Annotated in this window: 19 protein-coding genes; 6 read left to right on the forward strand and 13 right to left on the reverse strand. The window is 40.3% G+C overall.

Features of this window, described 5'->3' with window-relative positions; genetic code table 11:
* Nucleotides 1–83: 83 nt before the first annotated feature.
* A complete protein-coding gene (gene glpK, locus C7B62_RS09025; protein ID WP_106235003.1) occupies nucleotides 84–1577 on the reverse strand; it encodes a glycerol kinase GlpK in 1494 nt (497 codons plus the stop codon).
* A 347-nt stretch (nucleotides 1578–1924) separates the two neighbouring features.
* Between glpK and C7B62_RS09030 the strand changes: the two genes are divergently transcribed.
* Nucleotides 1925–3736 (forward strand): ABC transporter ATP-binding protein, encoded by a 1812-nt coding sequence (locus C7B62_RS09030; RefSeq protein WP_106235006.1) that lies wholly within the window; start codon nucleotides 1925–1927, stop codon nucleotides 3734–3736.
* An 85-nt stretch (nucleotides 3737–3821) separates the two neighbouring features.
* On the opposite strand, the gene C7B62_RS09035 is transcribed toward C7B62_RS09030, so the two are convergent.
* Together C7B62_RS09035 and psbX are read right to left on the reverse strand one after the other, a co-directional pair.
* Complete coding sequence (locus C7B62_RS09035) at nucleotides 3822–4976, reverse strand: Ycf66 family protein (protein ID WP_106235009.1); 1155 nt, start codon at nucleotides 4974–4976, stop codon at nucleotides 3822–3824.
* A 256-nt stretch (nucleotides 4977–5232) separates the two neighbouring features.
* Nucleotides 5233–5352, reverse strand: coding sequence for a photosystem II reaction center X protein (psbX, locus tag C7B62_RS09040; protein WP_106235012.1), 120 nt, complete (start codon nucleotides 5350–5352; stop codon nucleotides 5233–5235).
* Between the two features lie 240 nt (nucleotides 5353–5592).
* On the opposite strand from psbX, the gene C7B62_RS09045 reads away from it, so the two are divergent.
* On the forward strand, nucleotides 5593–5880 hold the full coding sequence (locus C7B62_RS09045; protein ID WP_106235015.1) for a YggT family protein: 288 nt from the start codon (nucleotides 5593–5595) through the stop codon (nucleotides 5878–5880).
* A 194-nt stretch (nucleotides 5881–6074) separates the two neighbouring features.
* Here the strand turns inward: C7B62_RS09045 and C7B62_RS09050 are convergent, their stop codons facing one another.
* The 3 genes from C7B62_RS09050 to C7B62_RS09060 form a co-directional block, all read right to left on the reverse strand.
* Nucleotides 6075–6437, reverse strand: a complete 363-nt coding sequence (locus C7B62_RS09050; protein WP_106235017.1) for a hypothetical protein — start codon at nucleotides 6435–6437, stop codon at nucleotides 6075–6077.
* 111 nt (nucleotides 6438–6548) lie between these two features.
* A complete protein-coding gene (accC, locus tag C7B62_RS09055) occupies nucleotides 6549–7904 on the reverse strand; it encodes an acetyl-CoA carboxylase biotin carboxylase subunit (protein WP_106235019.1) in 1356 nt (451 codons plus the stop codon).
* A gap of 66 nt (nucleotides 7905–7970) precedes the next feature.
* Complete coding sequence (locus C7B62_RS09060; RefSeq protein WP_106235021.1) at nucleotides 7971–8210, reverse strand: hypothetical protein; 240 nt, start codon at nucleotides 8208–8210, stop codon at nucleotides 7971–7973.
* Nucleotides 8211–8488: 278 nt separating this feature from the next.
* Between C7B62_RS09060 and C7B62_RS09065 the strand changes: the two genes are divergently transcribed.
* On the forward strand, nucleotides 8489–9013 hold the full coding sequence (locus tag C7B62_RS09065; RefSeq protein ID WP_199194119.1) for an NADPH-dependent FMN reductase: 525 nt from the start codon (nucleotides 8489–8491) through the stop codon (nucleotides 9011–9013).
* Between the two features lie 52 nt (nucleotides 9014–9065).
* Here C7B62_RS09065 and C7B62_RS09070 read toward each other — a convergent pair whose 3' ends face one another.
* The 3 genes from C7B62_RS09070 to C7B62_RS09080 form a co-directional block, all read right to left on the reverse strand.
* Nucleotides 9066–11567, reverse strand: coding sequence for a HAMP domain-containing methyl-accepting chemotaxis protein (locus tag C7B62_RS09070; protein ID WP_106235023.1), 2502 nt, complete (start codon nucleotides 11565–11567; stop codon nucleotides 9066–9068).
* A gap of 197 nt (nucleotides 11568–11764) precedes the next feature.
* Nucleotides 11765–12295: a chemotaxis protein CheW gene (locus C7B62_RS09075; protein ID WP_106235026.1), complete on the reverse strand. Its 531-nt coding sequence runs from the start codon at nucleotides 12293–12295 to the stop codon at nucleotides 11765–11767.
* A 69-nt stretch (nucleotides 12296–12364) separates the two neighbouring features.
* A complete protein-coding gene (locus C7B62_RS09080; RefSeq protein ID WP_106235029.1) occupies nucleotides 12365–12730 on the reverse strand; it encodes a response regulator transcription factor in 366 nt (121 codons plus the stop codon).
* Nucleotides 12731–13429: 699 nt separating this feature from the next.
* On the opposite strand from C7B62_RS09080, the gene hmpF reads away from it, so the two are divergent.
* Nucleotides 13430–15148 carry a pilus motility taxis protein HmpF gene (gene hmpF, locus C7B62_RS09085; RefSeq protein WP_106235031.1) on the forward strand — a complete coding sequence of 573 codons (1719 nt, stop codon included), beginning with the start codon at nucleotides 13430–13432 and terminating at the stop codon, nucleotides 15146–15148.
* A 76-nt stretch (nucleotides 15149–15224) separates the two neighbouring features.
* On the opposite strand, the gene C7B62_RS09090 is transcribed toward hmpF, so the two are convergent.
* The 3 genes from C7B62_RS09090 to C7B62_RS09100 all read right to left on the reverse strand — a co-directional run bounded on the left by C7B62_RS09090 (nucleotide 15225) and on the right by C7B62_RS09100 (nucleotide 18737).
* Nucleotides 15225–15989 (reverse strand): aminotransferase class IV, encoded by a 765-nt coding sequence (locus C7B62_RS09090; RefSeq protein ID WP_106235034.1) that lies wholly within the window; start codon nucleotides 15987–15989, stop codon nucleotides 15225–15227.
* A 16-nt stretch (nucleotides 15990–16005) separates the two neighbouring features.
* Nucleotides 16006–17913, reverse strand: a complete 1908-nt coding sequence (locus C7B62_RS09095) for a PP2C family serine/threonine-protein phosphatase (protein ID WP_106235036.1) — start codon at nucleotides 17911–17913, stop codon at nucleotides 16006–16008.
* 113 nt (nucleotides 17914–18026) lie between these two features.
* A complete protein-coding gene (locus C7B62_RS09100; protein WP_106235038.1) occupies nucleotides 18027–18737 on the reverse strand; it encodes a 1-acyl-sn-glycerol-3-phosphate acyltransferase in 711 nt (236 codons plus the stop codon).
* Between the two features lie 201 nt (nucleotides 18738–18938).
* Here C7B62_RS09100 and C7B62_RS09105 point away from each other — a divergent pair, with 201 nt between their 5' ends.
* Together C7B62_RS09105 and surE are read left to right on the forward strand one after the other, a co-directional pair.
* The gene (locus C7B62_RS09105) at nucleotides 18939–19715 is read left to right on the forward strand and encodes an ABC transporter ATP-binding protein (protein ID WP_106235041.1); all 777 of its coding nucleotides are present in this window, start codon (nucleotides 18939–18941) and stop codon (nucleotides 19713–19715) included.
* A 250-nt stretch (nucleotides 19716–19965) separates the two neighbouring features.
* Nucleotides 19966–20643, forward strand: a complete 678-nt coding sequence (gene surE, locus C7B62_RS09110) for a 5'/3'-nucleotidase SurE (RefSeq protein WP_106235044.1) — start codon at nucleotides 19966–19968, stop codon at nucleotides 20641–20643.
* Here the strand turns inward: surE and C7B62_RS09115 are convergent.
* Nucleotides 20633–21133 carry a thioesterase family protein gene (locus C7B62_RS09115; RefSeq protein ID WP_106235121.1) on the reverse strand — a complete coding sequence of 167 codons (501 nt, stop codon included), beginning with the start codon at nucleotides 21131–21133 and terminating at the stop codon, nucleotides 20633–20635. The two genes, surE and C7B62_RS09115, sit on opposite strands and share 11 nt — an antisense overlap.
* Nucleotides 21134–21279: the final 146 nt, after the last annotated feature.

The raw sequence follows: 21279 nt of genomic DNA on the forward strand, positions 1-21279 counted from the left end.
GTAGTAGGTAGTAGGTAGTAGGTAGTAGGTAGTAGGTAGTAGGTAGTAGGTAGTAGGTAGTAGGTAGTAGGTAGTAGCATTCTTTATTCAATCCAATTCTTAGCCCTGGCAACCGCTTTTGACCACATGGCAAAGTTTTCCTGTGCCTGGGCTTGTCCGATACCTGGCTCGATCTTTTCTACTTGGCGATCGCTAACTAATTTTTGATAGTCAGACCAAAAGTTAATAGTTAATCCTGCACCAAAGGCTGCTCCTTGAGCGGTAGCATCAAGCATTTTGGGGCGCTCTAAGGTCACTCCTAAGACATCTGCCTGGAACTGAGTCAAAAAGTTATTTTGCGCCACTCCACCGTCAATTTTAAGCAGGGTCACAGGACAATCACTATCTTGATTAATAGCATCAACTACTTCCTTGACCTGATAGGCGATCGCTTCTAAAACTGCCCGTACCATATGTTCTCGTTTAACACCCCCTGTAATACCCATAAAAGCTCCCCTAGCTTTCATATCCCAATGAGGCGCACCCAAACCACTAAGAGCGGGAACAAAGTAGACTCCATGGGTATTTTCTACCTGATTACATAAAGCCTCAGTTTCCGTTGCATCGTTAATCAGCTGTAAGCCATCCCGTAGCCACTGAATCGAAGCTCCTGTTGTAAAGATTGCCCCTTCCAGGGCATAGTTAGTTTGCTCTTTAGTACTCCACGCCACTGTAGAAAGAAGCCGATGATGCGATCGCGTTATCGTTGTTCCTGTCTGCGCCACGATAAAACATCCCGTGCCATAAGTACATTTAACTAGTCCAGGGCGATCTCCACCGTGGGCAAATAAAGCAGCCTGTTGATCGCCAAAGATTGCCGTAATCGGAATTTCAGCATTTAAGATATTGCGTTCGCTCTTGCCAAATATACCCATACTGGGTTTAATTTCAGGCATAATCTGGCGAGGAATGTTAAATAATTCCAGTAAAGACTCATCCCAGTCTTGGGTATCGAGATTCATTAACATAGTACGGCTGGCATTACTCACGTCTGTAGCGTGAACTTTTCTACCTGTTAAATTCCACAATGCCCAAGTGTCAATTGTTCCAGCCATGACGTTATCCCAATTGGTATCAGGTTGATGCTCCTTAACCCAATCAATTAGCCAGCCTAACTTAGTCGCCGAAAAATAAGCATCTAAAACCAAACCTGTAGTTTGCTCGATCACTTCGGCTTTGCCTTGGGCTTTTAGGCGATCGCAGCGATCGGCAGTACGGCGATCCTGCCAGACAATTGCCTTATGCAATGGTTTTCCTGTGGTTTTATCCCAGAGTAAGCAGGTTTCTCGCTGTACCGTTAGACCAATTGCGGCAATTTCTTGAGGGTTTACTTTTTTCTCTGTAATCACCTGCTGCATACAGCTACTAACAGCTTGCCAAATCTCAGCTGCATCGTGTTCTAACCACCCTGGTTGGGGATAATATTGGGTTAATTCTTGATATGCCTGATCGACAACATTCCCTTGGCGATCGAATAAAATGGCTCGATTGCCTGTAGTACCAAGATCGAGAGCGAGAATATATTTACTATCGGTCATAAGAAATACCAAAAGTCTGCTTATTGTAGATTTACAGCAAAGTTATGGTTAAAAAACATTATCTTAAGTTTTTTTAGCAATCTTGACAAAAATGTTACATAAATACTTAATCAATTGATAATTCAGCCAAAAGGACTGAGAAACTTGTCACCTACTAGCAAAAATGATACATTAACCACTAGTAATTTCCATTTGTGAGTCTATTAAGTAGAATATTGCAGCCATGAAGTAGTTCCTGCACCCCTCAAATATTTACTAGGTACAAAAAGACGCAGATATTAAAGGTATAACAGTTTGCTTTTGTGCCTAATTGCAGGACATAGTTTGAGTTTTAAAGTTTAAAACAAATGCAATATTTCAATTTATTCGCTAAATATAGCCAAATTTTGCTACGTTCGTTGCCCTTGATCTGGCAATCTGCTCCCAAAGAAGTCGCGTTTATAACTTTTACTATGTTGGTAAGAGGTATCTTTCCTGGGTTCGGTATCTGGATTAATAAACAAATAGTTGACGCTGTAGCAGGTGGTCTAAACTCTCAGCAACTAGACAATTATCAGAGTTTATTTTCTCTAGTTATTGCTTGGGTAGGAGCAATTTTATTACAAAGTATTCTAGAGCCATTTTATGATGCTAGTTTGAGAAATACCACTGAAAAACTTACGGTACATATTAATCTACTAATTCTTAATAAAGCTAATAGCTTTGTTGATTTGATTTATTTTGAGGACGCTAATTTTTACAATGAAATTCAATTAATTGAAGAAGAAGTAAACCAACAACCCTTTAATCTAATTCTGTTTTTTGGTAATGGCTGTCAATATTTGCTCAATCTCGTGACAATGTTGGTTTTGCTATTTCCTCTTGGCTGGTGGATTCCTCTATTACTTTTAGCTACATCATTCCCCCAGGTTTATTTTACTTTTAAAATTCAATGGGATCTTTGGACAACAATGTCATCAAAAAGTCCTCAATCTCGTAGGATGAAATATTATTCTTCCGTACTTTTAACAGATACTTATGCCAAAGAAGTGCGTCTGTTTGGATTAGGTTCATTATTTAGGCAACGCTATCAAGAAGCTTTTGACGATAAATATCAAGCCATGCGTAAGATAAGAGGTAAAAAGGCTTTGAGCTTAAGTATCTGGGAAATTTTAAGTGCTGGGGGTAGCGCGATCGCCTTTTCTCGAGTAGTAGTACAAGCAGTAAATAAGCAGATTACCGCAGGAAATATCTTGCTATTTATTCAAGCTTTAAATTCGATTCAAACCAGCTTGCAGGTTTTGGTTTCAGAATTTTTGGGTTTGCAAGAAGCTCTAATATTTATGGAGCGTGTGTTTAAGTTTTTAGACAGCAAGCCAACGATGGATCTTACTGTCAGTAATAAAAATATTCCCAACCCAATCGCCTCAGCAATTGTCTTTGATAATGTATCTTTTGCTTACCCCGATGGCAGGCTGGCATTAGAGGGGGTTTCTTTTTCCCTCAAAGCAGGTGAAACATTAGCTTTAGTGGGGGAAAATGGTGCAGGAAAAACCACCATCATTAAACTTTTAGCTCGACTTTACGATCCTAGTGCAGGCAGAATTTTAGTAGATGGGATCGACCTCAAACAGCTAGATATAGATCGGTGGCGACAACAAATAGCAGTAGTGTTTCAAGATTTCTGTCACTATAGTTTAACTGTCGGCGAAAATATTGCCTTGGGAAATTTAACCGCCATAGATAAATTAGATCACCTAAAATTGGCAGCAACAAAAGCGGGAATTGCCGAAAAGATAGAGCGCCTAGAACACCAATACCAAACCTTGTTAGGTAAACAATTTGATGGGACAGAACTTTCTGGAGGAGAATGGCAAAAAATTGCGATCGCCAGAGCCTTTATCCGCGAACAACAAGCACAGCTATTAGTCTTAGATGAACCGACGGCAGCTTTAGATCCTCGCAGCGAATACGAAATCTACAGCCGTTTCTCAGAATTAGTCAAAGGTAAGACAGCGATTTTAGTTACTCATCGCCTTGCGTCTGTTTCTATGTGCGATCAAATTATAGTTCTCAAAGCAGGTAAACTCATAGAACAAGGAACTCACGAGACATTGTTACAGCAGCAAAAAGAATATGCTTATCTTTGGCAAATGCAAGCTCAAGCTTATCAAATTTAGCTGCAATTGAGCGAAAATTTAAAGCGATCGTTTTTATTAGGGTGTCTAAGTAGATAGTATATCCATACTTTGTGTTGTGCTTTAATTAGTCGTAGTTGTTGTTGAAATTGATTGGTGTGCGACGTTGAGGTGAGTCATTATAGTCGTCATAATCATCTTGCTCAGAGTCACTATTTTCTGAATCATAGTCATTATCGTAATCATCCTGTGCAGAGTCATCGTAATCATCGTCTGCATAATCAGTTCCTCCGTTGTCTAGAGGCTGATAATCGACAACATAATCTCCAGGAATCGGCTTTTGCTCATCATCATAACTTCTTCCTATGTCAGAATCATTGTAATTATCCCCTGCATCATTCTCAGGGTAATCCTCGTCTGGTTCATAGCTTCTACCTAAATCCGCTGGGTTTGGTCTGCGTCTAGGTTCAGTGGGGGGAGTATAGCTTTCACGAACAGGTTTGCGATCGCGTTCATCGTAACTATCTACAGCAGGGTTCGTGGGACGACGAGGACGGGAAGCAGGTTTAGGAACATCATCCCACTCATCATAGGCATCTCTAGCGGTTGCCGCAGGACGACGACGGGGAGAACGACTATTAGGTTCTTCGTTGCCATAACGATCGCGTAGCGGACGCGAAGTTTCATCGCGAGGTGTACCAGTAGGATAATCTCCTTGAATGTCTCTGGCTACAGAATCTCTATTTTCAGGACGGCTACGAGGTGATCTACGTCTAGGTGCTTCATCCCTCAGATCTGCTGCTGGTGCAGTTCTAGTTCGGCTGGCAGGACGACGATTAGAGCGAGGTGTTGGATCGTCGTAGCCTCTTAATCTAGGACTGCTGTAGTTAGGCTCGGCCCCTTCATAAACATTATCATAAGGGTCGATTTTATCTAATTCCGCCTCAGTATAGACTCTAGTGCGACTCACAGGGCGATCGCGATCCACAGTGGCTGTGTTGCGTCTAGCTTGTTCCGTTGCTACACCGCGCATTCTCACACTCTCAAAAGCAAAGAAAACTGCTGTACCCGCTAGCAAAAATTGGCTAAATTGTAAAATCGGGTCGAGTCGCCAACCATTAAAAATTAAAATAACGCCACATAATAAACCTACAGCAGCAAAGAAGATATCATAATCCCTTGCCAACTCTGGGCGAATTGAGCGCAGGAAGAATAAACCTGCCCCTGCTATTGCTAAAAACAGACCCAAAATAAAAGCTGGGCCGCCCCCTAAATTGACCATGAATACTCTCCCAATCTAAATTCTCTTGGTTTTAATTAACACCTATTCTATCCATACCTAATCTTAAGTAGTGTATCTTCTCTGATTACCCAATCTCTTTTGGCATTAAATTGGGACGTTAAAACTAGTTTCTAAAACTAAAATTCCAACTTAAAATACAACGGCGAAACCTTGGTAATATTACCTTTTCTCTAATTTAGAGATGATTCCGCCGTCTAATTGCTTATGTTTTGGTAGCTAGAATCAGCCAGCTAGTTTATCCCCGTTCGATTTTATCGCTTTGACTCAGGACGATTAAAGCAATGGTTGCGGGAATAACTACGATTACTGCACCCAAACCGATACTTAAAAGAAAATTGAATAGAGAAGGGGTCATAATTTTTTATCCTGACTATATTTTGGTTTTAACTTTAATAGTTAATAGTTTACGTTCTTTTATAATTCTAAAAGTTTTTTAACCAAAACTAAAGTTTATTATGATGTTGGCTGTTCGATTATTTTTATTGGATTTATTTTGCCTTAAAGGCATCGAGGTTCTCAAACAACAGTACAATACATAATATATATTTACATTAAGTAATCTTTATCTCTGGCATTTAACATTTAGTTTGAGATTATGAATTCAACTATCACCACCCTCGGCCTTAGCTTGCTATTAGGATTAATGACAATTTTGTTTATTTTTAGAATTGTCCTTACTTGGTATCCTCAAGCAGAGCTAGGCAAGTTTCCGTTTAGTCTAGTGGTTTGGCCAACTGAGCCTTTTCTTCAGCCTCTACGTAAGCTAGTTGCGCCGATTGGGGGAGTTGATATTACACCAATTATTTTAGTTGGGGTGTGTACTCTGCTGAGAGAAATTTTAGTTGGTCAGCAAGGATTGATTACTATGGCTCTAAATCATTAGACTTTACCGACAAAGCGATCTTAGAGTGTGAGCTACAGTTCCACAATCAATCAACCGTTCGTTACTGTAGGGTAATCGCATCAAACAGAAAAGTAGTTTTGTATAAGTCGAGATACTATAGGCTTGTTTAGTATACGCATTTTCCCTTGGGCGATCGCCAATATTTAGACATTAAGATAATTAATATTTAATATTTATCTCATTGATTGAGTTGAGATTTTTTTAATTTTTATTAATTGAGAGAAGACAAAAGACCAAAATCGATCATGAATGGGCATTGTTCCGTAGAATACAGCCATCGCCAGACTAAATCTGTTGAGTTGAGCAGTAGTTGTGGAAGTATCCCAAATAGCTAAGACAAAGGTTGTTGCACCATTAATAATTGAATATGTAAAACTTAGATAAAAAAACTTATTGATTAACTTTTTTAAACTAACTGTCTGTTGTTCTGTCCTAATTTTTTTTAAAAAGTGTTCCAGAGCAAAATTAAATGAGCCAGCAATAAAGCCACAAATCATTGCTACTAATGTAATTCGATTTAGCTCGATTAATATCATATACCTTGCAACTTACTACAGAATACTTCATTTGTGTCTTATAAATTGAATTACATAACCTACAAACATAGTTAGCGATCTCATTTGGATTGATCTCATTTTAGTGATTGATTATGAAATCGCATCACTAAGATGCTCGGCAATGAAATTGGTGTAAATTTCTCCTTTAACAAAGGCGGGAGTTTCTAAAATTCGCTGATGAAACTCAATGGTAGTAGGAACTCCTGTAATCGCGCATTCTCTTAAAGCTCGTCGCATCCGCTTAATTGCTACATCACGGTTTTCACCCCAGACAATTAGTTTGCCAATCAAAGAGTCATAATACGGAGGAATCTCATAATCAGTATAAACATGAGAATCCATTCTTACTCCTGGTCCTCCTGGCGGTAAATAGGCACTAATGCGTCCAGGTTGGGGACGGAAATTGTGCTTAGGATCTTCAGCATTAATTCGACATTCGATCGCGTGACCACGAAGTTCCACTTGCTCTTGGGTAAATCTTAGTTTTTCTCCTTGAGCCACCCGAATTTGTTCGGCAATCAAGTCTATGCCTGTGACCATTTCGGTTACAGGGTGTTCTACCTGAATACGGGTATTCATTTCCATAAAGTAAAAATCCCCCGATTTGTCGAGCAGAAACTCAATTGTCCCTGCACCAACGTAATTAATTGATTTAGCTGCTCTAACCGCAGCGTCTCCCATTTTCTGGCGTAGTTTCGCGCTTAATACCGCGCTGGGGGCTTCTTCCAAGAGTTTCTGGTGACGACGCTGAATCGAACAGTCTCGCTCTCCCAGATGAACGACATTACCGTGACTGTCAGCCAGAATTTGAAACTCAATGTGTCGCGGATTTTCGACAAACTTCTCTAAATAAACCCCGCCGTTACCAAAAGCAGCCTCCGCCTCACCCTGAGCAGCCTGAAACATTCTAACTAGCTCCGCTTCTTCTCGTACCAAGCGCATTCCTCGACCACCACCGCCTGCGGTAGCTTTAATCATCACAGGATAACCAATTTGAGAGGCGATCGCTTTAGCTTCTGACTCATCCCGTAGTAGACCATTACTACCAGGGACAGTAGGTACTTTTGCCTGCTGCATCGTTTTCTTGGCGGTCGATTTATCCCCCATCGCCAACATCGCTTCTTTTGAGGGACCGATAAAAGTTAGCTGGTGATCGTTGCAAATTTCCACAAAGCGAGCATTTTCTGCCAGAAAGCCATAGCCAGGATGAATCGCCGTGGCATTACGAGTTAAAGCAGCAGCAATAATATTGGGAATGTTGAGATAGCTTTTACCCGATGGAGGAGGTCCAATACAGACACTTTCATCGGCCAACTGAACGTGAAGAGCTTGGCGATCGATAGTAGAGTGTACGGCTACAGTAGCAATGCCCATTTCAGCACAGGTGTGTAAAATACGTAGAGCAATCTCTCCTCGATTGGCGATCAGAATTTTGTCAAACTGCATTCTTTGAGTAGGTAACTAGAGTCATATCTTAGAATAGAGCCTTTTTGGGTACTAAAAAAGCCAAGCTTAAGTATCGCTCAATTCTGAGGGCGGACGATCGTCACTCCAGCCCCACCAAGCAGTACCACAGTTACACTGATAAAACTCTTGATATTTGCGTTTATTAGCGACGCTTACAGGAGCGCGACGATTTAACCAAACACTTTGTGCCTTTGCTGGTACTGCTTGACAATTGGGACAACAAAAATTGAGGGCATGACCTGCGGATTTTGTCCATTCTGGTGGAACTAAGGCAAAAGCATCCATAAAGCTGGTTCAAGATTATGTAAGAGATATGTAGGGTAACTTATCTAGCTTAAGTGTAGAAATAAGTTATGGTTTACTCGTATTATTGTACTTTGCTTTAATCAAAAAGCTTTAAGCTCTAAGCTTTCAGATGAACCACCTGCGATCGCCTAATGTTTGTTAGTTTTGAGCATTTACTATCTGAAGAACAATATAAATCCGCTTGAAACGTTTTTGCTTTGACTTAAAAGTATTTTTTGTCCACCTTCATGTCAGCACTGATATATTTTGTTACTCAAATGAAAAATCTGCAAATCTTAGCTATCTCAGGTAGTTTGAGAGCCAAATCGTCTAATACGGCTGTTTTACAGGCTGCCAGTATTTTAGCTCCAAAGGAAATAGAAATTATTCTTTACTCTGGACTGGCAAACTTACCACACTTCAATCCAGATTTAGATTGTGAGCCTTTACCCGATGCAGTGATTTCTCTGCGTCAACAAATCAAATCTAGTGACGCAATTATGATCTCTAGTCCAGAGTATGCTCATGGTGTTCCTGGTTCATGCAAAAATGCTCTTGACTGGCTAGTAAGCAGCACCGAATTTCCTGGCAAACTCGTAGCGTTAATTAATACAAATCCCAGGGCGACTATTGCTTTGAGTTCTCTTAGAGAAATATTAGTCACCATGTCGGCTCAAATTGTTGAACCAGCTAACCTAACTCTCAACCTTGCAGGTAGAGGTTTAAATACAGAGGGAATTGTCGCAGATGAAGAATTATCAAAGTCTCTAGGCAAGGCGATCCGAAGGCTGGGCGAAGCCTAATCGCTCTGTTGGCGGAAGCTATAGTTGAGATTAATTATAGAGTAGCTTTGGTTTACGATTCTCCCTTATCAATACGAAATCTTTCTACAGAAGAAAGTAAACCACGAGCAATACCTACAAGACTTTGTAGCGCACCACCAACCCTTTGTGACTCATGAGAGGTAGCTTGAGCAGTCAATTCTACTGACTGCATTACCTGCGCTACCGCCCGCGAGTTTTCTCGTTGTTCGACAGTATCAGCAGTAATGGAGCGTACCAGGGTATCAATGCGATTCGATACCTGAATAATATCTTCTAGGGCAGTTTTCGCCTGTTCCGCTCTTTCGGTTACGTCAATTACCTCCTGAATACCTTCTTCCATGGCAGTCATTACCGACCCCGTTTCACTTTGAATCTGTAGTACGATTTGCTCAATTTCTTTCAAAGATTTACCAGAGCGATCGGCAAGCTGTCTAACTTCATCTGCAACCACTGCAAAACCTCGACCTGCTTCACCCGCTTTTGCTGCCTGAATTGAGGCATTAAGAGCTAGTTGGTTGGTTCTTTCGGCAATTTGGGAGATCAATAGCACAATTTTGGAGATTTCTTGCGATGCTTCGGCTAGTCGTTTTACTTTACGAGCCGTTTCTGATACCGTTTCTCTAATTTGGAAAATCCCTGATACAGTACGTTCTACCGCCTTACCACCTTTGAGCGCAGTTACCGACGACGAACGAGCAACTTCCTCTGCTTCACGAGCATTTTCAGCTACCCTTTCAATCGATTCAGTCATCATCTGGACTGAATTTAAAGTAACTGCTAATTCTTCTGCCATCCGTAACGCTTCACTCGATTGGTTACGGGCAAATAGTTCACTATCAGTCGAACCTTGGTTCACCTGTTCGGCAGCTTGTTTTACCTGGCGCACAATTTCGCGTAGACTTTGAATAGTCAAGTTAAAGGCATCAGCAACTGCCCCCAGAACGTCGGCGGTAACGGTTGCTTGTACGGTTAAATCTCCTCTGGCTGCACCTTCTACATCATCTAGTAATCGAATCACCTGGCGCTGTAAATCTTCTTTTGCCTGTTCGGTTTCTTCCGCTCTTCTTTGTGCTTCCTGGGTGGTTGTCAAGATAACTCGTGTCATGCGGTTAAAGCCTAACGCTAACTTACCAAATTCATCTTGAGAATAGATTGTCGCTTTAGCATTAAGATTACCCTGATAAACATCATCAAACTGACTTTGTAGATCTTGACTGGTTTTAGTAACATGTTTGGCGGTAATATTACCAATCGCAGCAGCTGTCCCCGCACTGGATAATCCAGCCACCAAAGCTAACAAAATGTTATTGGGAATAGCTTCTTGCATAGTTCGGTCTGGATTACGTGCCGTAACACTAGAACCAATTAACCCAATTATTAAAACGGCGATCGCTGAAACTAAGCCTGTAGCACCAGCCGTAGCTAGCTGCTTTTGCTGCATAGGAGCATTAATAAACTTAGCTAAAGCTCCCTGTTTAACTTCAATTTCTGGTTTTTCCTGGGAACTAATAAAAGAAGTTGTAGTAGTAGGACTAACTTCACTGATGGCAATTTCATCAGGCTCGATGGAATCAGATTCAGCAACCAGGCTACTCGAAAAATTCGTACTGCCACTACTTGGATCTTCTACTACGTTGAACAGTCCAGTATCGGGAAGTCCTTGTTCTAATTCTTCAAGATCGAAAAAGCTACTATCAATTTCATCAAATTCCAACTCGTCTTGGTAATCTACTTCATCTTGTTCAGAAATGTTTTCCTGAGCGTAATCTTTATCATTCCCCATGGCAAAGGGTTCAGTTAAAACAGTATCAATTTCTAGTTCCGAGCTGTCATCGTAGTCATTGTCATAATCATTTTGGCTGATAGCAAAATCTTCTGCCGTATAGTTGGGTAAATTATGGTTGTCTTCTTCATCCATCATAAAAGCAGAACTATGATCAACACTGGGTTGTTCTACTTCAGGGAGAGGATTGTCTAATGGAGGAGAAATGAGCTCTGATTCAAATGGAGCAAAAGGATCTTCGCCCTCATCTTGCTCCATTGAAACTAATTCTGCTTCTGCTGATGACTGGTCGAAAGGATTACCATCAGCATCTCCATCTTCTAAATCCACCTCGTAATTTTGGTTGACAGCAGAATTGTCACTTTCAAAACCTTCTTCATAAGCTTGTTCATCAGGAAGAGCCATGTCGCTCAAATCATTTGCATACCCTAAATCTTCATTCTCAAATGACTGTTCATCTAGTTCGGACTGTTCCTGAAGCTGTTCTATCTGTTCAATCCCGCTACGGGCAAAATCGAGCAGATTATCTGAATCGCTTAAGCTTAAGACATTTTCATACTGCTGTTTTGCCAAGTCGTAGTTTTGAAAGCCATAGCAATAGATGTGACCACGCAGCAACAAGACATTTGGATCATTGGGAAATTCATCGGCTAAATGATCGATTATTTCTGCTGCTTGAGCGAAATTACTTTCTAGATAGGCTTTTTCTGCTTGTCCGTATTCCTGAGAATAATTAGTTCCTGATGCCATGATGCTTTTTGCCAATTAAATCTAAATTTTTATTGCTTGTACTGATGAGTTCCCACTTTAAGCTTTTAACTTGACGATGACTCTAAGTTTATATAAGTAACAAGAAAAGCAACAGAGGCTGTTTTTTTCAAATAATGCTTAAAATGCTCAATAGGAAGAAGTTTTAACTTAATAATTAGAGATTAATTATCCTGGTATCAAGATGCCCATCGTGCCGACCTTAAAATCTTGGCTGGATTTAACAAATTAATGAGCATTTTGTTCTCATCATCAGTTTGCCATTGAGCCTGGACAAAAGGAGCCATTGTGTCTGCTGGGGGTTGCTGAATTGCTAGTTGTTCGACATCTAGCCAATCCATCTCGCCAATACTATCAATTGCTAACCCAATAATTTGTTCTTGATCTTCAATTGCAATTACAGGAATACTAGGGCGATCGGTTTTCAAGGCTACGCTATCTCCCAAAAACTGTCCTAAATCAGCAACCCAAATCACCCTACCTCGTAAGTTAATAGTTCCCAATAGTAAAGGAGAGGCATTGGGAATTGGAGCAATCTGATCGGGAGTTTGCTGCATTACTTCGGCTATACCTGTAGCTGGAAAAGCACAGGCTTCTCCTGATGCCAAATAAAAGCGTAGATGTAGTTCTCCCTCTGGATTTTCGAGGGGTTTAATGTCTAGAGAAAGATCTAGACCGCTCTCAGTATATAATTCTGGATTATTAACCATAAAATTTTGTTGTAGTTGTAAATACTATTTACAGACTGCTAGCCAGATAACCTAAAAAATAATTTTGCTCTAAGCTCGAAGCAACTGCTTGACTGTTCCAATCAGTTCAACTGGTTGGAACGGCTTAGCTATGTAAGCATCTGCACCTTGCTTCATGCCCCAGTAGCGATCAAATTCCTCACCTTTAGAAGAACACATTACCACAGGAACATTTTGTGTTTTTGGATCAGATTTTAGACGACGACATAATTCATAGCCGTTCATTCTAGGCATAACGATGTCCATTACGACTATGTCAGGACTAAATGTCTCTAAATGCTCCAAAGCTTCTACGCCATCGCAAGCAACCGTTACTTTAAGACCACTATCTTTTAAGAGATCTGAAATCATTTGTCTCTGCGCCAGACTATCTTCTACGATTAGAACTTTGCTCATAACATGCTATCTACGAAAAGTCACACTTAAGTTAAGTCTACTTGGCAAATCATTAAATTAATAGAAGCTAAACCTGTACTTAAATTCACTTATTATTAATAAAATTACTTGATTCGTAACCTCTCCGCTTCAGAATATACTCTACTTTTTAACCAATCGCCACGTCATCAACAACATATATTTTAAACAAGTTTCTTTTTTGGTTAACCCACTTTAGGTTTGATCTAAATTTAAGCGAAAATGTCTTATTACCCAACTAGCCTAAATGTATGTTATTCATTGGTAGATCTAGATATCATAAAAATTTTGAAGTCCGAAAATATTTTAGACATGACATAATCTTGAGTTTTTATTTTTGGCAAAAACAGTTTAATTAAACTTTAATTAAACTTGAGTTTATTCTAGGCATTAATTGCTGGGTAGCTATTGATCATTTAAGTAAAATAAAATTAGTTAACTATGACTCTATGACTTATTATTCTTGCTTTAGCTTAAATTATAGTTATCAACACTAACGTCATGAATAACATATAAATGCTCGTTATGTAACAAATATTCAATTCCCTGAAGTTTTACGCCAAAGTCAAATTAGAGGTCGAAATTTAATTTAGTCTGGTTGTTTTAATAAATCAGCAGTAAACTGGAAAAGCTTAATTTTTCTGAGTTCCTGCACAGAAGAAATCAAGAGGAAGGCGCATAGTGCTATATCTGGCAGAAATACAAAAACAAAGTAAAGGGTTTATGAGTGGCGTAGAAACAAAGCTTAAGCTCATAGCTTGTCAACGCAACGATCAAAGTTGGGGTGTAGTTGGCAATGAATTAATTGCTGCTGAAGAAGCAAATGATTTTGGTGATGGCGCTTTAATTGTGGTCAATTTAGGCACTAATCGACAAGTACAAGGCAAAATCGAGTTGGCTTCGTCAAAAATCGTTGCTATTTTAAAAAATTTCTCTCGTTTAGTCGAAAAGAACCAAGAACAAGAGCAAGAAATCAGTCAGTGGAAAGAGTCTTTGGCAATTCAAAGTGAAGAATTGAGTCGGCGACAGCTTGAAATGGAAGCTCGCCTCGAACAGGTTGAGCAGATGGAAGAAGAGTTTAAGCAGTTTGAACAAGAAAAAGCTGAAATTGCTCAGGCTCAGGCAGAAACTGACAGCATTAGAGCAGATTTTGAGGCAAAAAGTGCTGAACTAGAAGGTGCTTGGGCGCAATTACGAGGTCAGCAAAATAGCTTGGATGAACGGCTAAAGCAGGCTAATACCTTGGATCACCATCAAGCTGACGAACTTAAGCAACAGTTAAAAATTATTGCTAGTGCAAATGAAGCTGTTAATACTCTTCGTAACCAGCTTAAACAAGCCGAATCAGCCGTGGCAATTCAACAACAGACAATGAAGTCTCACTGGGACAATTTAACTCACAACTTAGCTGAGATTGATATCAAGCGACAAGATCTTGATAGTATGACTACAGAATTGAGCGCCAAAAAAGCACAACTTAAATCTTTGCAAGAAGCGATCGCCAAAGCGGAACAGCAATTAGAAATAGAACAAAAATCTTTAGATGTTCAACAGGAGCTAATACAGTTTTTTAATCTTCAGTCAGAAAGTCATCACAAGATGTTCGAGATTTTATCGGGTTCGTCAACGGATGCTGAAGGTACAGCCAAAATCGATCTCGAAAAATTAGAAAATATTCCTCTGCCTAACCTAGAAACTATCGTCGAAAGCCTGAAAAAAGATTTGGAGAAAGTAGCTCGATTTGTCAATGATCAGGAAGAAGAACTGAGTTGGCAATGTAAGGCGGTTGAGGAATTAGAAGCTAAAATGTCTCAAGTTAATGATTTTGAGCGCTTGACTTTGGAGCAAGAATTAGCCGATGAGAAAGAAGCGAAAAAGATGCTAGATCAAACTTTGGTCGGGCAACGGCGCTCTCTTAAAGAGAGGCATCAAGTTTTGTTGCAACACTCTAGAGTCTTAAAACGTCGCCAGGGAATTGTTGATTTTGATTTTGAGTCAGCAATTCAAGATATTGACTTAACTCCCATCAAACAAACTTTAGAACAGCAACAGCAAGAGCTACAACAACAGCAACAACAGTTAAACTCAGAAGTAAACCAGAGTAAACTAAATATTCAGGAATTGATAGCAAAGCTGGAGCAGGAAAGAACCCAGAAAAGCCAGCTAGAGCAGGAAATTGCTCAACTACAGGACAAATGGCATGAGCTAAATCTTCAGACAGCAGCAACGCAGTCCCAGATAGATTTTTATCAGCATGAGCTACAGCCTTTGCAAGATACTCTAGATCAGATTAATCATCAAGTTACCGAGATGGAAAAATTACTGATTGATAGTGAGGCTAGTAGTCCTGGTATAGCTATAAGCAAAATTGAGCAACTAGTTGACGAATTAGCTACTTAACGGCTGAGCAAAGCCGAATATTTGGGCGATCGCCAATTAGCTAATATTGATAAAAATATCAATATTTTTTTACTGACTATTCAAGTTGTTTAAGCATATAGCTAGTTGTTTTTGCTCCATTTATAACTGTTTTGATTGGCAGCCAATCTACCACACAATTACTGTAGGCGATCGCTTCTAGGGTAGAGATAAATTCTGGATGCCAAATATTTTCAATCACCTTAATCTTTCGGCTTTGGCAGAAATCAAGCCAGCGCGATCGCGCAATTCCTGCTAAAATTCCTGAGTCTAAACCAGGAGTATACCAGCAATCATTTTTCCACCCCCAAAGATTGCCTGTACTGGTTTCTAGCCAATTACCCTGAGTATCGACCAAAATTGCTTCTTGAGCCTTACGACTTATTGCTTGATTACGCGCTAAATAGGCAGAGAGATAATTACCTGTTTTATATTGAGGTAAATCTCGACGGTATAAAGAATCTTGAGCTACCCAGGCTGTAATACCAGTAGTTTGAAATTCCTCTAGATTAGCAGGTAAATTGCGTCCTGTGATCCACTCTCGACCATCGGGAAATATTGCCATTCTTAAGACAGGAAAAAATTCCGCTAATATTTCTGCACCTTGCCTTAGCTGCTGCCAATCAGGTTGCTGCCAACCAAATGCTAATAAAGACGTTTTTAGGCGATCGCAATGAGCCAGCCAGCTAGTAAAAGGATGATTGAGGAACTTGTCATAGACACGCATTGTGGTAAAGCTAGTCGCCCCATAACATAAGCCAGGGTCATTAAGATCCAGATGTAACTGGGGAGCATCAATTAGCTGGCGATCATACCAAAACATTCTGTACGCTTTGTTGTTAAGAATTCGTTTCTGTAGGGTTGGGTAAAGGTGGCGTAAGGTCAGGGTCTGGATCTAAGGAGTCTTGTCGCAGTTTATAGGCGAATAAACCAACAATTGTGGCTAGGACTAGGGCGAAAATGAGAATTTTCATCCATTTTGACTGTTTGGTAGTTGTTAAAGGTTCGCCAATTGGTTCAGAAATCTGTTTTTCTGTGATCTTAGTTGGTGGTAGGGATGCCTCACCAGGAGAAATATCTGCGGGATCAGAGTCAAATTGATCGTTTTCAGACCAGTGGGCAGATTCTGTCAAAACAATTTCCAGGTCAGACCAAGAGACGGCAGCTTGTGAGCTACCAGGCAAAGGATTTACTTGACAGTGAACTAGCGCCACTGTTACGTTATCATGACCATTTTTGTCATTGGCTAAAGCAATCAAATCTTTGACTGTGCTGGCAAGGTCTTGTTTTCCTTCTAAAAGTGGCAGAATACTTTGTCTCCATTGCTGTTCGATCCGGTCAAAATCACTTAAACCATCGGTGCAAAGTAAGAAAACACATTCATCATCAATGATATATCGTTGCAAGTTTGGATGGAGCGCTGCCGAACCTCTCATGCCCAGAGCCTGAATCAATGCACCCGCTGAAGGATATTGTAAAGAATCTCGATACAAGGCATAGCCCAAACGAACCTCTCTAGAAGCCAGATCGTCGTCAACAGTCATTTGATGACAACTATTACGAGTGATCCAATAAATGCGCGAATCACCAATATGACCCAGATACATTTCTTGGGCGCGAGCAAGAGCCATCACTAAAGTTGTACCCATGCGCTGTCTTTCCTGACGATGTTCAGCGTCATTGCGCTGATTAATTAAATCGTTAGCATCTTTGATATATTGGGCTAACTTGCTAGAGATTTTGTGTGGTTTTAGTTTGTCTAGCTTCAGGGCAGAAATTTTACCTTGCAAATAATCGATTGTTTCTCCTGAAGCAATTTCGCCACCGTCATGACCGCCTACACCATCACAAACGATCGCCAAGCCATTTTTACCATTTTGAGTCGCCGTAATCTCCTGAGGATGGGAAAAGAGGGGATAAGCTGCATCCTCGTTGTTACTACGGCTAGGACCAGAATCGCTTTGGGCATATGTCTGGTAAGAATATTGTTGAGTCTGACAATAAAGAGAGATTGCTCGATCAAGTAATCCCACTAGTTGATTTGCTTGAGCAATAACTCCTGTCTCTAAATTGCTAGCCAGCTTGAAGACTACTTCTTTAATATTGGGATGGGCATGAGTCGCCCATCGAGACCAAAGATTGCCTAAATCTTGAAGACTTGCAGCCCGATCAATATCTATCTGTAGCTGCTGTAACTGTAGGATCTGTCCGTTAACTCTAATCAGGTTAGGCTCTAATAAAGTAGCTGCTACACCCTTTTGTGAGAGAGGATGCCAAAGCTTGGCAATTTGCCAAAGCCAGTTTAACTGTTGTAGAGGGGTTGCACCAAACCATAAATCTTGAGCTTTAGGAATTAACTCTTGAGGATACGCTAGTTCTCCTGTAGAACTGGCAGGGACAGTCCCGTAATCAAACAACCAAATCTGTCGATCGCTTAATAAACCATAAGGTTGAGGAATATGAGGATAATAGGAAAAAAGCTGGAGATAAACTACTATTTCTGGAGGAACTTCTTCAGGGGTCAAAGGTGGGCTACTGGGTTGAGTATCCAGAAATATTTGCTCAGTTAAAGCTAAATATCGCTCCTGAATCAGGGTTTGCTTTTGCTCGCTCACGATCGCTTGGCTACTCCATAAGTAGCGTCTAATTATGGGGGTATTACATCGATCACAAAGAATAGCTTCTAAATCATTAGAGGCTAGACATTGAGAGTTGGAGCATTGAATTCTAGGCTCAGGATGTGACATGGATATTTTAAACTATTGAGCATCTTACTTAGCATTTAAGATTTCTCTATAGTAAATTAGAAATTTTATTTATGTTAGTTTTTAATGTCAAGATCTTAAAAAACTAGATAGTTTTAAGCTTTATACAGTTGTTCTAAACTCTCTTGTAAAGCTGCGGTTAGCTTTTGAGAGCTTTGGCGTAATGATTTGCCATGATATTCTTTGACTGCGATTGGTACACCAATATCTACCCTGACATCTGCTCCCCAGGTGGGGTAGGGCTGACTATAGCGTATACCTACAGGTAATATTTTAACCCCTATCTCTGATTTATCTGTTTCTGCCTGAAGAGCGATCGCCGCTACACCTCTTTTAAGGGGATGAATTTGATAGTCATTAAAAATACCTCCTTCAGGAAAAATGACCAGCATTTCCTGGTTCGACTTTAATAGTTCAATACTATGACGCACACTATTTAACTGAGGTCGTTCAGTATCCACTGGAAAACCGCCCATATGGCGGATTACCCAACCTTGAATACCTTTTACTTCATTAGCCGAAACCATAAACCGTAAATCTCGACCACTGACTAACCGACCAATGGCATAGGGTACAATAAAAGCGTCCCAGCGAGAACGATGTGTTGGGGCAACGATTACGGGGTCGTGTCGAGGAATATTTTCCTGTCCGAAAATTTCAATTTTGCCAAAAAAGCCTGGTATTACTAGATAACATCCAAGGGGATAGAGTAGTTTAGCTAACCAAGGAGATACACGCGAATTTAATTCATCTGTTCTGTTTGAGTCCAAAGTAGCTAAATTTTGCGGCGATTTTGACTGAGTCATTAATGAATTGCAATTTGCTCCGTTCTCTCCATTGTATTTACTACCTTAATTTTTCTTTAATCGGATGTGTTTTAAATACTGGACACTTACTGAGTTGTCATTCAGATGAATCAAAATTTAAAGCTAAGGAATGAAAACTTTTGATACCCTTTTAGCTAAAATTGTCACGCACAGAATACAGAATATTGTTGAGGAAGTTAAGTGCAGTTAGATTCATCAACGGAGTTATTGCTCCAAGCAACAAATTTATCGAAAAGTTTTGGTGGGATCAAGGCAGTTAATAACGCTTGCTTAGAGGTTGAAAAAGGCAGCATTACAGGGTTAATTGGTCCTAATGGAGCAGGAAAAACAACTTTGTTTAATTTGCTGGCTAACTTTATTCAGGCAGATCATGGTAAAATTTTGTTCGATCATCAGCCAATTGATCATCTACCATCCCATCAGATTGCCAAGCGAGGGTTTATCCGTACTTTTCAAGTAGCCAGAGTCTTGTCCCGTTTGTCAGTGTTAGAAAATATGCTCTTGGCTACACCGAATCAGACAGGGGAAAATTTTGTTCAGGTTTGGTTGCAACAAAAAAAATTAAGAGTCGAGGAACGAGCTAATAAAGCTAGAGCAATGGATATTTTAGAATCTGTCGGCTTGGCAGCCAAGGCTCACGATTATGCAGGAGCATTATCTGGAGGACAAAGAAAGCTGTTGGAAATGGCTCGAACTTTGATGACTAATCCCAAGCTGATCTTGCTGGATGAACCAGCAGCAGGAGTCAACCCCACCTTGATTAATCAGATTTGCGAACATATTGTTAACTGGAATCAGCAGGGCATTTCCTTTTTAATTATTGAACATAACATGGACGTGATTATGAGTTTGTGCGATCGCGTTTGGGTCTTAGCCGAAGGAACTAATCTTGCATCAGGCACACCAGAGGAGATTCAAAGCAATGATTTAGTCTTAGAAGCTTATTTAGGTCAATAATTTGATAGTAATCAAGTTTGAAAATTAACTTCTCGACTAGAAACTCCACTGGAATCAATTTAGTCAGGATGTATAACTCTGCACAATTGACAAAATTTGTGGGTGTTTTGCTCAATTTACACCGTTGTGAGTGAGGAAAGCTGAGACGATAACCAAGGCTCTATTCGCTAAACTAAAGCAAGAATCGGCATTTAAATTCAAATTTCTACAGAATGATATATTTCTATTTACCAGAGTTCTCAGCAACTAAATGACAATTATCTTAACTAACGACGATGGCATTAATGCCCCTGGGCTTCGAGCTTTGCAACAAGCTATCTCAGAAAGCACCACTATTGTTGCTCCTCATCAACCCATTTCTGGCTGTGGACATCAGGTCACAACTAATCAAGGTATCAAGCTCAAAAAAATATCCCCCAGTGAATATGTCTTAGAGGGAACTCCTGTTGACTGTACTCGCGTGGCTATTACCAAGATAGCGACTAATACAAAGTTGGTTTTATCGGGGATTAATGCAGGAGGAAATCTGGGTATAGACGTTTATATTTCGGGTACAGTAGCTGCGGTGAGAGAAGCTGCAATTCATGGCATTCCTGGTATCGCTATTTCTCACTGGATTAAAAATCCTCTGGTGATCGATTGGTCGGTGGCGACGCGCTGGACAAGTAGAGTGTTAGAAGATTTGCTAGCTCGTCCTTTGCCTCCTGGTAGCTTTTGGAACGTTAATTTACCCCACCTGGAAGCAGATCAGCCTGAACCCAAAATCATTTTGTGTGAACCAAGTATTGCCCCCTTACCTGTGGATTATCGAGTTGAGGGGGACACTTATTATTATCAAGGAGAATATGCTAAACGCGATCGCACTCTGGGAACTGATGTAGATATTTGTTTTGGCGGCAACATTGCTGTGACTTTAATTAGACTGTAGTGTGTTTCACTAATGCTTCTTGAACTTTTGATGGTAGCTGACGCATAATCTTACCTTTTTCGCGATCTATTCCCACTAGGATGACTTTCCCCGTTAAGAATATTTCTTGTCGATCATAAGACTGTATTTCATAGTCCCAACTGATACGGACTCCTATGCTTTCTACTAAGCGAACCTTGACTAGGGCAGATACTCCCAAACGAATTGGCAGATGATAGCGCAGGGAAAGTTCCACCACTGGTAGATCGCAACCCCTTGCCACTAAGTCGGCAAACTCAATTCCAATCGATCTTAAGTATTCTACCCTTGCTTCTTCCATCCAGGTTAAATAAGTACCATGCCAAACTATACCTGCATAGTCAGTGTGGTGGGGTTGAGCTTTAACTGGATATTCAAACCAGCTTTGGGTATTTGCCTGTAAACCCTCTTCTGTCTCAATTGCGGAAGTTGGTAGTTTAGGTAGCTGAGGGGCTTGCTGTTCTCGATCTATCAATTCCTAACACTCCTAACATATTTTTTTAGTAGTTTCTTACTTTTTTTATTTTAAGATTTTAGGCTGATAATGAACAGTGAACAATGAACAATGAACAATGAGCAATGAGCAATGAGCAATGAGCAATGAGCAATGAGCAATGA

This window comes from Pleurocapsa sp. CCALA 161 (assembly GCF_003003995.1).
Classification (GTDB): domain Bacteria; phylum Cyanobacteriota; class Cyanobacteriia; order Cyanobacteriales; family Xenococcaceae; genus Waterburya.